This window comes from Loktanella sp. SALINAS62 (assembly GCF_018263905.1).
Taxonomy (GTDB): domain Bacteria; phylum Pseudomonadota; class Alphaproteobacteria; order Rhodobacterales; family Rhodobacteraceae; genus Loktanella.
In genome coordinates this window covers 1-13,126 of record NZ_JAAFZU010000040.1, presented here as the reverse complement: position 1 = coordinate 13,126, position 13,126 = coordinate 1, and the positions used below count along the sequence as shown (strand labels likewise).

Annotated in this window: 15 protein-coding genes and 1 pseudogene; 10 read left to right on the top strand and 6 right to left on the bottom strand. The window is 56.7% G+C overall.

Features of this window, described 5'->3' with window-relative positions; genetic code table 11:
* From GZH79_RS13265 to GZH79_RS13255, 3 genes are all read right to left on the bottom strand, one after another.
* Complete coding sequence (locus GZH79_RS13265) at positions 1-459, bottom strand: lytic transglycosylase domain-containing protein (RefSeq protein ID WP_249219187.1); 459 nt, start codon at positions 457-459, stop codon at positions 1-3.
* 199 nt (positions 460-658) lie between these two features.
* A complete protein-coding gene (locus GZH79_RS13260) occupies positions 659-1,027 on the bottom strand; it encodes a hypothetical protein (protein ID WP_211644259.1) in 369 nt (122 codons plus the stop codon).
* A 394-nt stretch (positions 1,028-1,421) separates the two neighbouring features.
* Complete coding sequence (locus GZH79_RS13255; RefSeq protein ID WP_211644258.1) at positions 1,422-1,622, bottom strand: hypothetical protein; 201 nt, start codon at positions 1,620-1,622, stop codon at positions 1,422-1,424.
* Positions 1,623-1,789: 167 nt separating this feature from the next.
* Here GZH79_RS13255 and GZH79_RS13250 point away from each other — a divergent pair, with 167 nt between their 5' ends.
* The 8 genes and pseudogenes from GZH79_RS13250 to GZH79_RS13215 all read left to right on the top strand — a co-directional run bounded on the left by GZH79_RS13250 (position 1,790) and on the right by GZH79_RS13215 (position 8,521).
* Positions 1,790-3,370: a hypothetical protein gene (locus GZH79_RS13250; RefSeq protein WP_349291204.1), complete on the top strand. Its 1,581-nt coding sequence runs from the start codon at positions 1,790-1,792 to the stop codon at positions 3,368-3,370.
* The gene (locus tag GZH79_RS13245) at positions 3,342-4,370 is read left to right on the top strand and encodes a dienelactone hydrolase-related enzyme (protein ID WP_249219185.1); all 1,029 of its coding nucleotides are present in this window, start codon (positions 3,342-3,344) and stop codon (positions 4,368-4,370) included. Before GZH79_RS13250 ends, GZH79_RS13245 begins: the two co-directional genes overlap by 29 nt.
* Positions 4,371-4,476: 106 nt before the next feature.
* Positions 4,477-5,202: a hypothetical protein gene (locus GZH79_RS13240; RefSeq protein WP_249219184.1), complete on the top strand. Its 726-nt coding sequence runs from the start codon at positions 4,477-4,479 to the stop codon at positions 5,200-5,202.
* A 344-nt stretch (positions 5,203-5,546) separates the two neighbouring features.
* Positions 5,547-6,404 (top strand): hypothetical protein, encoded by an 858-nt coding sequence (locus GZH79_RS13235; RefSeq protein ID WP_211644257.1) that lies wholly within the window; start codon positions 5,547-5,549, stop codon positions 6,402-6,404.
* On the top strand, positions 6,401-6,685 hold the full coding sequence (locus GZH79_RS13230; RefSeq protein WP_211644256.1) for a hypothetical protein: 285 nt from the start codon (positions 6,401-6,403) through the stop codon (positions 6,683-6,685). Before GZH79_RS13235 ends, GZH79_RS13230 begins: the two co-directional genes overlap by 4 nt.
* A gap of 596 nt (positions 6,686-7,281) precedes the next feature.
* Positions 7,282-7,434, top strand: a pseudogene (locus GZH79_RS13225) (transposase); the annotation flags it as partial.
* Between the two features lie 435 nt (positions 7,435-7,869).
* Complete coding sequence (locus GZH79_RS13220) at positions 7,870-8,112, top strand: type II toxin-antitoxin system prevent-host-death family antitoxin (RefSeq protein WP_211644255.1); 243 nt, start codon at positions 7,870-7,872, stop codon at positions 8,110-8,112.
* Entirely contained in the window at positions 8,102-8,521 is a 420-nt protein-coding gene (locus tag GZH79_RS13215; protein WP_211644254.1) for a hypothetical protein, read from the top strand. Before GZH79_RS13220 ends, GZH79_RS13215 begins: the two co-directional genes overlap by 11 nt.
* Before the next feature lie 413 nt (positions 8,522-8,934).
* Here GZH79_RS13215 and GZH79_RS13210 read toward each other — a convergent pair whose 3' ends face one another.
* Together GZH79_RS13210 and GZH79_RS19065 are read right to left on the bottom strand one after the other, a co-directional pair.
* Positions 8,935-9,810: a hypothetical protein gene (locus GZH79_RS13210; protein WP_211644253.1), complete on the bottom strand. Its 876-nt coding sequence runs from the start codon at positions 9,808-9,810 to the stop codon at positions 8,935-8,937.
* A complete protein-coding gene (locus GZH79_RS19065; RefSeq protein ID WP_249219183.1) occupies positions 9,749-10,291 on the bottom strand; it encodes a hypothetical protein in 543 nt (180 codons plus the stop codon). The genes GZH79_RS13210 and GZH79_RS19065 overlap by 62 nt, the downstream gene beginning before the upstream one ends.
* Between GZH79_RS19065 and GZH79_RS13200 the strand changes: the two genes are divergently transcribed.
* Entirely contained in the window at positions 10,284-10,559 is a 276-nt protein-coding gene (locus tag GZH79_RS13200) for a hypothetical protein (protein ID WP_211644252.1), read from the top strand. The genes GZH79_RS19065 and GZH79_RS13200 overlap by 8 nt on opposite strands.
* A 428-nt stretch (positions 10,560-10,987) precedes the next feature.
* Positions 10,988-11,425, top strand: a complete 438-nt coding sequence (locus GZH79_RS13195; protein WP_211644251.1) for an MgtC/SapB family protein — start codon at positions 10,988-10,990, stop codon at positions 11,423-11,425.
* Positions 11,426-11,596: 171 nt separating this feature from the next.
* Here the strand turns inward: GZH79_RS13195 and GZH79_RS13190 are convergent, their stop codons facing one another.
* The gene (locus GZH79_RS13190) at positions 11,597-12,274 is read right to left on the bottom strand and encodes a glutathione S-transferase N-terminal domain-containing protein (protein WP_211644250.1); all 678 of its coding nucleotides are present in this window, start codon (positions 12,272-12,274) and stop codon (positions 11,597-11,599) included.
* Between the last annotated feature and the right edge of the window lie 852 nt (positions 12,275-13,126).

Below are 13,126 nucleotides of genomic sequence, written 5' to 3'. Positions count from 1 at the left end.
TTACTCCTGTGAGGAAATACGCCGCCACTGGCGCTCGTAGTTGGACATGACTTTCGAGACATGCCGTTCGGTCTCCCGGTAAGGGGGGACGCCTTTGTAGGTCCGCACCGCGCCGGGGCCTGCGTTGTAAGCCGCCACGGCCAGCGAGAGCGTTCCAAATTCTGCGATCTGGGCGATCAGGTACCGTGCACCGCCGTCAAGGTTCTGGGACTTTTCATATGGATCGACACCCAGCATTCGGGCGGTTCCCGGCATGAGCTGCGCCAGACCGATTGCACCGACAGGGCTGCGGGCGCGGTCGTTAAAACCGCTTTCGGTCTGGATCATCACGTCAAAGAAAATGATGAACTCGCGCGGGTCGATCCCGGCCGCTTTGACGATGGGATGCGAGGCATAGCGCGATGCGACTGACCGCGCCAAGGCGCGGTTCGTGCCTGCCCCGGCCGGGACAGCGGCCAACGCCGCAGGCAGAACTTGCCCCTCTGGCGATGCACCGATGACGGAGACCGGGGCATTTGATGTTGAGATTGTGTGTTGCGCGTCTGGTTCGCCGCCGATGGTTTTCCAACCGCCCCCAATACCGCCCCAAGCACTATCCGCCAGCGCCGGGCTGGTGAATGTCAGTAGGAAACAGGCAATCAGGCAATGACGCTGCAGGTTAGCTGTCGCGGGTATCCTTAGAGTCAACAGGAAGCGATTGACGTGATCGGCCCCCGCGTTGGAACGGGACGTCCAGATGCGAAAGTCCCATTTCGTGCATGAAAGACACCAGTCCGTTGATCGTTTTGAATGTCCGAACTTTGACCTCGTCAATGGTCCCAACGCGTCGCGGCGATGTGACAAGGACTTTCTCGATGGTCTGTTGGTCATTGATGACGCGCACAATCCACTCGCCATACCAGACCGACGCCTTACGATACGCTTCGGCTTTGCATACGACCTCGGCTTGATAGCCATTTGCCAGGAGATGGCGGAACCCGGGTTCTGTAACCACATTCGGCGCTTCTTTATCTAGTTCGCTGTCCAAGCCGGCGGTCCTTTCAATAGACAGGTACCGGCACCCTTCACGGGTGCCTTACTCCTACATATTTATATTATTGGACGCAAGCCTATAAGATTACATTTTGCAGCTACGCCCGAACTCGGGCATCAATATGCCGCAGAGCGGCAAAATTAAAGATATTTGGTTGATTTCCGGGCGTGTCGCCAGGTCCGACGATGCTCATTGGCCGCACATCGTCTCTGATGATTGCCGCGATCTCTGCTCATACAGCACGGAGCACTCGACCACCTTGGTCGTTGGGAGCCACCCTACCGGAAAGGCAGTCCAGAAGCCCGATCGGTTTCTTGAGACCGGCACCCCCCTGACAGCCGGAATGGCTATCGGGAGGCTGTTTACACGGTCGGGCAAGGGGCGATTGTCATTCGTAGATCACATCATCGCATCGTTCGCCCTTCCACATGATCGACAGGTCCCCTGTGCCCCACTCGTAAAGCCACCCAACGACATCGCGCGACCTTGCATCAAGGACGCGCTTGATCGCGCGGGCGTGTTCGCTTTCGACAAGAAGACCCATCGTATCGTCACCACCGAAAGCTTTGCTGCCAAGATGTTTTCCCATATTTTTTGTCCCCCATAGACATTGATAGACAAGAACGCTGCACGTTCCGGCCAGAGGCGGTATTTCGCCCTGTGGTTGTACTGCGATGGTGAGGGACAGCACGTCATGATACGAAGGTTAACGAAGCATGAACGAAAACGAGCGAAACGAAAGGTCTTAAGCCGTTGGTGGTGAAAGGAAAGTATTTTGTCGCTCCAAGCGGTGAAAATGAAGATTTCAAAACTTTGTTTAGGCACCTTGCCGCTGCTGGCGCAGGGCGACCTGCTGACGCAAACGGTTTTCCTCAAGGTCCGTGGACGCCTGATCTTCTTGCCGAGGCAATCTCACAAATCGACGCCAACCGTGCAGGCATCGATCTTCGGACCGTGCAGCTCTGGTTTCAGGATAACGATAAGGGGATCAGTTCTGAAAATATCCGCTGGCTTGCTAGGATATTGGGCTGCGGCGACCCCGGGGCGACAAGCGCATGGCAAGCCGAACTGAGCGCCTCGCAATCTCGGTTGACCGCGAAACGCAGACAGCGCCGAAGTATAGAGGAACCGCCCTTTGTCGCTGATGAGAGCGCGATCCTCGAACCGGACGCGGCGCGTCTGGAACTTGAAAATAATCGACCGCGACGGTTCAGTCTTGCTCGCCAGTCCGAGACTATTTTCGGCAATGGGTCTTATCTTGACCTCCCATCATCGGTTTTTGCCGGCGCCGTCGCGTTGGGCTTTGTGTCTGTTTTCGTGGGCATCCACAGCATCACGTACGCGCGGGACGACGGCATCATCAAGCAGGTTGGGTTCCTGTGGGCCCCGAACTGGACGCTCCTCTTTATGGTTTTTCTGCCGCTGTTTTTCGGATTTGCCGTAGAATTATTGGCCTACTGGAAAAACGAGGGACGACCACTGCATCTGGACAACTGTCGTGGCGCAGAGACCGATGTAGGCTGGATGAGGAAGGTCGAGGCGTCACGCTACACATATTGGGCTGTTTTCATCATATGCGTGGGTTTCGCAGGCATCTTTCAGTGGGTCAGCGTCCGATTGATACCCTTGATGGACGGCAGCAGCGATCATCCGATCGACTGGGGATCGGTCGGGATAGAGCGGCCGGACGTCATATCGGTCGGGCAGGAAGCCGTGTTTACAGGCGTCGCCTATCTTTACATGAGCCTTTGCTTCTACCTTTTCTTCGTCGGACTTATTTTGCTCTACACCGTGTCCCATGACTTTTGGGAGATTGCGCAAGAAAATAAAGACGACCATAGCCCAGACGCATCCAACCGTACCGCATCCATCAGCGACAGGATCGTGCGGGGCGTCTTCCGATGCACCCTTATGGGGCTTTTTGTGGCAATCTGTATGAAGCTGGAAGCGGGCTATCTGGTGACAGACAGCACAAGCGTTCCAGGCTGGTTAGCTGATGATACATTTTTGGTTTTGCTTCAGCACGGCGAGTCATTCTCTGCGAAAAATTATATTTCGCCAACACAATACACAAGCCTGATCATTGGCTTGGCAACCATCGTTCCTTTTTTCTACACGCTATTTCGCGTTGGCCCCGACAGTGGACCCAACGCTGGTTTATCTAAGATGATAGCGGCGATTTTGATACTGGTCGTGGCCTATGTTTCTATCGGAGCGTTCAATGGTTTCTCAATTTTGATATGGACCGCGATCTTGATTTCGGTCTTTGGGCTGGTTGATCCGGGCTATGGATCGCGAAAGCCGGCGGATGAAGGAGACAACGGCGTTGTATCATAAATGGCTTGATCGCTGGGACGAACAACGGGCGCAACGCGGCGACGCGGCGAAACAACCGACGATACTCACCCTCGATGCGCAGCTCGCTTTTCCAGCCGCAGACCGCGCTGCAAACATAGCCGACTTCTGTGCACTGGCAGACAGGGCCGTGGCTGATCCAATCTTCTTTCATGCACCTTCTGAGTCCAATCGTGTCTATGACCGACAAGACGGATGGATCGAATTTCAATCGCCAATTTTGAATAAAACAGACCCCAACGACATCGTCCGTGCGCAGGTGACAGAAAGCCGTTCGAACGATCATGCACTGGTGATCTTCCACCATTGGAACGCAAGTTCGCGGTCGCGTCAGATCGCAAGGTTTTTCTCAAGCCAAGGCTTTACGGTCGTGCAGATCGCGATGCCTTATCACCTTGAACGCAGCCGACCGGCCGCATCACACGCTGACGACATGCTAAGCCCTAACCTGGGCCGCACTATTCGATCCATGCGGCAGGCCGTTTTGGACGGGCGAAAGTTGGTCCAGATTCTGAAAAACGAAGGCTACGGACAAGTCTCGGTCCTCGGCATGAGTCTTGGATCTTGGGTGGCCGGATTGGTGGCGGCCCACGATCAGACCGTGAAGAAGGCGGCGTTGTTCCTCACAGCAGGAAGCCTGGCTGATATGGTTTGGACAGGGCGGGCCACCCAACATATCAGGGCCAGCCTAGAACACGAAATTGACCTGCCGCAACTCCGCCGCGCTTGGAGTCCCCTCAATCTGGAGAACTATGCGGGAAAGCTGGCGCGACCTGACCTCGATCTTCAAATCGTCCTAGCGAAGCGGGACACGGTAGTTTTGCCAGAACTATCGCATCAGCTTGTGGCGCAGTTGAAGGGTTCAGGCGCACGGCACCGCGTTTTGGAGCTGAACTGCGGTCATTATTCACTGTCACTTCCGCCTCAGATCATGTGGGCCGGCTTCAGCGTTACCCGCCTACTGACGGGAAACGGGCGGTAAACGCACCAAAGTCGGCTCTTATGGCGTTGCCAAGAGATCGGGCTTGGCTTTAAGTAACTTTATAGGGTAACACGCAATCCTATAACGTTACGCGAGAGCGACTGACATGCTGAAATTTCTGAGATCAACATCACTTACGGCGGCTGCTGCAGCCGCAGCGATCTTTAACGCACCGCGTGAAGCGAACGCGGCGCTCAACGTGGACTGCGCCATCCTGTTATGTCTGGCTGGCGGCTGGCCTAAGTCTGCCGAATGCACATTGGCATATGCCACCTTCATCCGGCGGGTGACGCCTTGGCCGATTGAACCGCCGCTCCAGATATGGCGCTGTCCGATGGGGGCCTCTTACGAAGGAGAACCCACCAGCCCCATGCAGCGGCTCTATGAAGTCACCTTTCCTGACGCCCAGCTTCCTATGCAGTCCATCCCGACCGGAAGTCAGGAGGCAACGCTTACGCCCAACCCCGCCGTGTTCCGCGATCCAGAGTATCGGCCAGATGCAGCGTCGATCCTGCAACTGGTCGCAGGGCAGGGGTCCGACTTAGACATATCCGACCCAATCTATGACTTCGTGCGCTCGATCAAAGTTTGGGATGTTCGCAGTTGGCGGCATGTCGATTCCCGCGAAGATGGATGCCGCGAATGGGGGTCAATCTCGCTCGGCAGCTATGGAACGCAGGGAGATTTTTCGTGGCAAGGCGCATCATCAGATGAAGCGCCCGTTTGGGTGATCCCGAGCAAGGGCTGCCCGACCAGAGGTTCCGTCCGCGGCGTTGGCGTCGAGTGGACTGATCACGCTGGCAAGCACGGCTACGAATTTGTCAGTTACTAGGGCGAGTGCGCGGCATCCCGCCAAACTCAATAATCGCGGCAAGCATCGACACAGAGCATGACGTCGCTCATCAGTTAAGAGGATCGCGACCAAAACGCAAAACCACAACTCAGAAACAGAAACCCCCGCGAGGCGGAAACCTGCGGGGGGGATTTTAGAGCCGAGGGATTGGCGTCCCTAGATCGACCAAACTGTATCAGCTCCCGTTCTATCCCCTCCCGACACGGTGAGCAACAAAAAACGCACCTGTGCGAACAGGAGAAACTTGCTCAACCACCGCTTCGCTTCACCGAGCGAGGATAAGACCAGTGACCACATCAACCATCCCCCACAGCGGGGATTTCATGCGCCTGTTTGCGCGCACCCCCATGACAGGGGCAGCACTACGCATCGCAAACACGTTGGCAGGCTACATCAGCTATGACGGCAAATTCAGAGGCGCACCGTGCGGGTTCGCCGCCTTCACGATGAAGGAGTTGCAGACCATCACCGGGATCAGCGACCGTAGCATCCGTTCCGCCCTGGACGAGCTGGCGCACTTGTTTGGCTTGACCATAGAGCGCCGCCACCATGACCGGCACCTTTTCACATTTTCTAAGGTCCATGGCGCGGACGTAAATGCTGTCCGTGGCGAGGGTCTATCACCGGCTGAAAACGCTGATATTTCCTATGAAAAACGAGTGACCGGCAGTCCACCGCCGCCTTCACTATATACAAGAACAAAAAGTAATAATGATACGCCTTCATCCATTCAGATATTGGACTGGGCAGGGTCAGTCTATCAAACGCCGTTTGCCGCGATCATCGAAGATGCCAAGAAAGGCACCGAAGCCGCAGGCATGGACACGCAGTTTCTGTGGAAAGGGTTTCATATGCTCAACGTCCGACACGACCGGGCCATAGCGCCCCTGTCGTGGCTTGTGGCCTTTGTCCGCAAGGCCAAGCCCACGTTCCAACACAAGCCAAAAGCACCAGTGCCAGCAGCACCGCCCACCGCTTGCACCGATCCGGTTCAGCTTATGGCGCGACCTGCGCCTTTCGCTAATCGGGCTTTCCACGAAAGCGACTTGCGCCGTGCCATAGGCCCCGATGCCTACGAACAGCGCGTGGCCGCGATCCAATCCACCTACAACGCCCCGCGCTTTGCGGCCCAGCTTGCCGTTCACGGTCAGGCGGTGAGGGAAGGGACCATCGACCGATGAAACCGCTTTCCATCCTCGCCTTGCTGGTCGTGGTCAGCCCCGGAACCGCTTTCGCTGAATGGTGTGATCCACCGATCGCGCCAGCGCCGACAACGGCCGAGCTGGCGCACGACTTCCGCGAAGAGTTCAAAGGAGAGTTCGACCAGTATTTTCGCCATGCGTCCCTATACATTGCCTGCCTCGATGCCGAGCGCGTCAGGGTGTTTCAGGAAATGCAGATCACCACGCAGCGATACGAACGGTTCCTCACTGACAGCGCCAAATGGGGCCCGCCAAAGTGACCCACCCGCAGCAGATCGAAATGTTCCCGACCGATTTGCGGTTGCGGCGAACGGACCCCGAATGTCTGCGACCTTCACGCCGCGCGTGTACATCGCGCCGGAGTCGCGGATTTCGTCTGCGGGATGCAAATCCTCGCGCTGCGCGTTCTCGCTCGTCGCCGAAAATGCGGCGGTCTTCTGCGTGTCGAAGACATGGCCAAAGCAGTTCTCTTTTAGGTGTTCAGTCCCAGCATCTGGTGGATCGGCGTGTTAATGAATCTATCCTGCTCTGATGTCCAGATTTTGCAAGTATATTCGTAGGGCGTGAGCCTGCCAGCCGAACGACCCTGACCCACGCTGCACGGAGAAGACATCTCAAGCTTTGCCGCCGCAGGCAGTGTATTGACCGGAACGCGCCCAGGTCCTACGTCCCGCATCGTTCCAAGGCCGGGCGGCACAAGCGATGTCGCAATGTCAACGACTGAATTTTCACTTCACGCCACTTTGCAATGGTGTGGCGTTCTACCAGACTGTGGTTGGAGTATGTGCGTCCCATTGATAAATTTCATGCAATGCTCTGTTTCGACAAAAAATTTGAACTTCATTTTTGAATCCACCGCGCCAGATTCGAACGTCCCTTCCGCGTCATCAAACGCCAGTTCGCCCATGTGAAGACACGCTACCGCGGCCTCGTCAAAAACCGTGAGCAACTCTTTACGTTGTTCGCGCTCGGGAATCTGTTTCTGTTGCGACGAAAGCTGATGGCATGAAGACGAGTCCGACCGAAAACGGATGTGACGCCGCGCACGGAAAGTATGCGGTAGGCCGCTTTCGCCATCGAAATCAGGCAACACTGCGCTCAAGCGATAATCTCGACATAGCCGGCACCGTTGATCAGACGTTACTTAAGAAATGCCCGGAATCTGTTCAGACAAACCGAACCACCTCTCTACAGGCATATGCGGCAAAAACGCCGCTGCTACCGCATTGAGGAAACCGGCGGGCTCGTGCGCCTGTCGAAAGCCTCGCTTGCGGGCTCGGAGCTGCTCAAGTCCGCGAGGGGTGCGGCCAGCCCGGCGCTGGTGGAGTTTCTGACGGGGCGCGAGCAGTAGGCGGGCTATATACCAATCAGCGAAGTCACCCTTGCAGAATATTAATGAATTACGTATATTCTTACTAATTCAGAAACTTAGTGGAGCGCAAAGATGAAACAGTTCAAGGCGGGCGACCTGACCCGCAACACAGGTGATCTTTTCGAGGCCGCGACGGTTGCCCCTGTCGCAATCACGAAACATCGCAAGCCGCGCTTCGTGGTCATGTCGATGGAACGGTTCGAGGCTCTTACATCGGGACGTGGATCGCAGGTCGCGGTGGATGTTGCCGATATGCCGGAAGACCTGGGCAAGCTCCTGGACAAGGGCTTGGAGGACTATTTCCGTGGCCGCTGACTTTCCGGCTGCGGGTCAGGTCTTCGACTTTCACTACCTCTGGAAATGGCAGGCGGATCGCGGTGAGACGGAAGGCCGAAAGAAGCGGCCGAGTTGTGTCGTGATCGTTGTCACGAACGCGGCCGGGCACCATGTCATGTTTATTGCGCCGATCACCAGTAAAGCGCCTGAGTCAGGTCGGGTCGCCCTGCAGATACCAGAAACCGAGGCGCGTCGAGCAAAACTGGATACCCATTTGCCGCTTTGGGTGATCCTCGACGAGATGAACGTTGATGTCCTTGAGACGTCCTACACCCTAGAAGATCGCTCGGCCCGCGGATCGTTCAGCCCAGCCTTCACTGACGCGATTCTGCGCGGCGTACTTCGCCTCCGAGCGGACGGCCGAGTAGGCTTGTCGAACCGCTCCTAGTCGCAGGACAGATTGTCCTCGCTTCGTTGATGGCTTGGATGCCCCCTCCCGATGGCATCAATGATGGCACAGGAATTGAAAAGGGTCGAACCCGACAGCCTTTGCGGCAGGGAGGACAGTCGGGCCATGCTAGAACTCCTTTAGGCTTTCCCTCTTGCTGAGCCGCGTCACTCCTGTGCGCTCCGCCCTCCCGTATACGCCCTAAACCGTGCAAGGACCCAAGGGGCCGGGGCCATGGCGTACTGATTTGTGGGCAGGAACGAGAAGCGCCCGCGCGATAGTTGCCGGCGGGCGCAGTAAGTCTGTTGGACAATTGTCTAGGGGGCGCAAACTTTCGCAGTCAACAATTATCTCCGGAATGCTAAACAGACGAGGCCTCCGTCCCCTGACACTAGATCACAGATGCCTTTCCACTACACGGCACCCAAGATGCGGATCAACTGCAGCAAGTCATAAGACTGGTCCGGCAGCGCAATCAGTTGGTTGTCCAGAACTGAATAGTTCTGACCCGTTGACAGTTCAGGCAAACCATAGCGGGCGATGAGCTGTTCCTGAGTCAGTACCGCGTCCGTAGCTATAGGAACGCTACCGTCATAGGTCGGACGTGTGGCAAGGCTGTTTATGGTGATTAGCCTGTCGTAATCTTCCGCACTTAACACAACAGGGCGACCGTCGACTACCGCATAGCGCTGGCCATCTGGTGCTGCCGGAATACCAAAGATTTCAGAAATCTCATTTTGTGTCAGATTGGTGGGCTGTCGGTCAACCTCGTCTGGGCCGAATTCTGTCCATCTGTCATCGAACAGACCGCGCAAAGCATCGGCATCATAGCCGGTCCACTCATCAAACGTTACATCCTGCTTGGCAAGGCCAGGAGGGACGCAAGGCGGGTTCTTCTTCGCCAGACCGGGAGGGCAGTTTGCGATACCTGCCAGATCGGCATCGCTGATAGTGGCGAAGTCCACATCAGGGGTGAGATAGATCACGCCGTTGATCGCAGCTAGGCCAGCAGCGATGCGGGCAAGGTTAGCCTGCCCTTCGTTATCTTGCGCACGGTTATTGCCATTGCCGTTATTGCCGCCACGTTGGTTTGCGTCGCCGTGCTTGGGGCCGTTGCCTCGCCCATTACCATTGCCCCTACCATTTCCGTGGCCACCGCCATTTTGCTGAGCGGACTGCGGTTTATTCCCGTTGCCATGTCCGTTGCCGTTCCCTTTACCCTGTGCCTCAGCGATGAGCGGGAGTGCAGTCAGAGCTGCGATGGCAGTGTAGGTGATCAGTGATCTCATGGCGGTTTCCTCGCGATGTTACGTTGTAGGAAGAACTCCGGGCTATAATGAGGTGTTCCGGTGCGTAAGGACCAACGGCTGTTATCCGCTCCGTCGCCTCAATCGACAGGCCAAGTTGCAGGTTATCCAGCGGCAAGGCTTCGGAATCTTTGAACAGCCCACCATTGAACCGCTTAAGGTCTTGCATCAGCACTTGGGAAAAGCCGCAGCCGTTCATGGTTTGCCACAGCGCTTGCAGTGCAGCGTCACCGGTCTCCACCTTGCCCTTGAGCGCAGTCAGTCCCAGAGCCTCGATGGCCGCGTCGGGCTCTGTTCCCCTGTCGGCGGTCACTGTTGCCAGCGCGAAGCACAGCTGCGAGGCATAGGCTAAGACCATCATGCGCGTCCGGGCACTCTCATTTTTGTCACGAGCACCGCGTGATGCCTTGCCGTTGATGGCGATGACACCGCCGTCCTCGAGATGGATTTGGGCTGTGGACATGCCAGAAGCGAATGACCTCACTGAAGGCATAATGGCGCTGGTCGCCCAGCAGAAACGCGAGGCGATCTCCCGGCGCACGAAGGAGGTGCTGGCAGCGGCAAAGGCGCACGGCACGAAGCTCGGCAATCGCAGTGGTGCTGCGGCTCTCAGGCGGGCAGGGAAGGGCGGTTTGGCTCTGCCTGAGACTGTCACGCGCAATGCCGATCAGTTCGCCGACGACCTGCGCGAGGTCGTCGAAATCATTCAGGCGAAGGACATACGACCCTGAGAGCCATGGCAGACCAGCCAAACCCGCGCTGGATCAGAACAAGGCGCGGCGGGCGGTGACATGTATCGAATGTGGGGAACCAAGTGGCAAGATTTTAACGATGATAGGTAAGAGCATAGTCGAGCTTTTGGCAGCTCGGCGCAACGACTTTTCGATCTTTCTCAGCTTGGGCAGCAAGCGGTCCGAGCATATTCAGCTCGCCCAACGTGTAAACCGGCGCTTGGCGGATTCTGGACCTATCACGAAGGAGATGCCGATTAGGCCTTGAACAATGCGTTATCTCCCCTTTGTTAGGAGCAGGTTAACCTGTCATTCACGTGGTTGCGATTTCAGGCTCTGATCAAATCCAAGCGATCGGAACGAGAAAAGCTACCATGTTATAAGAAATCTGGGCGACAATAGTCAGCGAATTTTCAGACGTTCCAGATTTGTCGACCACCACTCGTATTACGCTGCGCCTCGTGCTGGCGGCAATACTTGGAGGTATCCTCGGATACGAACGTGAACGCAAAGGCAGAAGTGCTGGGGTGCGGACCCACATGCTGGTTGCTGTGGGTGCAGCCCTTTTCGTTATCGGTCCAATACAGAGCGGCATGCCGATCGAGGATATGTCCCGCGTGTTGCAAGGCATAGTGCAAGGCATCGGCTTCCTTGGCGCTGGGGCTATCATGGTGCGCACCGCGCAACACCAAGTCGAGGGCCTTACTACGGCTGCAAGTATCTGGGCGACGGCCGGTATTGGTGTCATCGCCGGACTTGGACTGGAATCCACTGCTGTCCTGTCAGCAGCGATCGTGTTGATCATTCTTGCGGCTGTCCCTCTCATGCTTCCAAAGGCAGCTGCAACAGAGACAGAAGATCCATAAACAAGAACGCTTCAGCCTTTTTTAGACGGAGACGCGGCAATTTCTGGACCGGCTGGAAGTTGTATTGGCGTAAAACCTCCAAATGGCAAGCCGATGGTAGCTTGGTTTCAGACCCTCATTGCCCGGATGCCAGTCAAACAAGCTACAGCGGCCCATCTGATGAAGGCCTGATCACGTTCGGACGGCCCTGCGCAGCGACTTTTCGATATCACCGCCGCACCAGGTGTCCCCAAAGCGTCTGCGGCTCTCCTCGGCTTGCACAGCGAGTGGCCCATTCGACCGGGTCGCATCGGTGAGCTTGGCAACGCGCGGCGCCTCCTGGTCAAGAATGGAACGCAATTCGGGCAACCGCTCTGTCATCGTGCCCCAGAGGGTCGCAGTCACGATACGTGCAAATTCAGCTTCGTTTTCAGAGAAGCCGTTTTTCTCCATCGTTGCCTCCCAGATCGCCATCCAGTGGCGCAGACGCGGACGGTAGTCCGCCCAAGACTCGGGCGTCCACATCGATCTGCCGCCGTCGAGGGTCATTTCATCCAAAACGTCGTTGGCGTCGTTCACGATCTTCAGTGCGAGCGCCTTTGGATGCGGCGCGCGCGGCAGAAGATCGAAGCGCTCGCCCAGCCAGAGGCAAATCGCGGGCATTTCAGCGACTGCCTCGCCTGAAGTATTGTCCACCAGCATAGGTGGCGCCATGTGGGGGACGGGTTGGTCGCGTGGGTCCAGCTGCATCGCTGCACTGACCGCGTCGATGTCGGGCTCGTCGACTGTTGCGCGGGCCTGAGCCAGAAGCGCGCGCACGAATTCGCCGCGAAACGGAACCGGCCAATAATACAGGGTGAAATCCGACATGTTCGACGATCCTTTCCATGGGTGACCGACCGGCTTTGCATCCAACCGACGGTAAGCGAGAAAAACAACATTTATTCAGGAACGCGTCAGAGGCTTCCTTGGCTCCAAGGCTAAGATTGCAATTCATGCCCATCAATGTCGATTTCCACTCGGAAGTGTCCCGGGCAACGGTATCATTTCCATTGAGAATTGACCCATAAAACTCAACTTGTGTTCCGATAATCGTCCGCGGAAGCAATTCTGCGCACGCGAAGCCGGACCGCCGCAAATTAAAGTCCTGCCGTTTTTAGCCGTGAGGCAGCCGGGGGCCGCCACCCACGACGGCCTTGCGCTGCGGCCCGGACCTTGCGTCAATCGTCCGTCCGGTGAACACCGTCGAATCCGAGAGCCAGATCGTGCCCGAAGGCAGTTGATGGCGTATAGTAGCCTGCTGCCACTTCTTCAGCCCCGAGCCGCTGCGCGATCATGAAGGCCGTTTGCGCGGTCAGTGCGTAAGGCTCTGGCGTCTCCATCAGACTGGCTACGTGGGAACCCTCCGTATCCCATCCCTCGCCCAGAAGGCGGCAGCGCCCGCTTTGCCGTTCCCTTGCCGAAGGGCGTAGAGGAAACGCTGCCTTCCTGCGAACGTTTCTCAAGAGTGTCGATGAGAGCAACAGGATGTTCCCGTCCGACAAATCCGAGGTGCGCGTTTTCGGACATGGGACTGAAGGAGGCACTTGGAACTTCCGAGATCGCCAGACTGTTCTGGCGATAGAGAATGGAAAAGGGAGTGTCATGAACTCTGTGTATCTGGTCTGGCGCATGCGGGTTTCAGATACAGTTACGCATTGAAGCGATCTTCGAACATGATAG

Bases quoted from the DNA above. Each gene is read 5' to 3' on its own strand.
- GZH79_RS13235 (WP_211644257.1), top strand. From the start codon at position 5,547: ATGCGCCTGTTTGCGCGCACCCCCATGACAGGGGCAGCACTACGCATC.
- GZH79_RS13230 (WP_211644256.1), top strand. From the start codon at position 6,401: ATGAAACCGCTTTCCATCCTCGCCTTGCTGGTCGTGGTCAGCCCCGGA.
- GZH79_RS13245 (WP_249219185.1), top strand. From the start codon at position 3,342: ATGAAGGAGACAACGGCGTTGTATCATAAATGGCTTGATCGCTGGGAC.
- GZH79_RS13255 (WP_211644258.1), bottom strand. From the start codon at position 1,622: ATGGGAAAACATCTTGGCAGCAAAGCTTTCGGTGGTGACGATACGATG.
- GZH79_RS13240 (WP_249219184.1), top strand. From the start codon at position 4,477: ATGCTGAAATTTCTGAGATCAACATCACTTACGGCGGCTGCTGCAGCC.
- GZH79_RS13190 (WP_211644250.1), bottom strand. From the start codon at position 12,274: ATGTCGGATTTCACCCTGTATTATTGGCCGGTTCCGTTTCGCGGCGAA.
- GZH79_RS13220 (WP_211644255.1), top strand. From the start codon at position 7,870: ATGAAACAGTTCAAGGCGGGCGACCTGACCCGCAACACAGGTGATCTT.
- GZH79_RS13210 (WP_211644253.1), bottom strand. From the start codon at position 9,810: ATGAGATCACTGATCACCTACACTGCCATCGCAGCTCTGACTGCACTC.
- GZH79_RS19065 (WP_249219183.1), bottom strand. From the start codon at position 10,291: ATGTCCACAGCCCAAATCCATCTCGAGGACGGCGGTGTCATCGCCATC.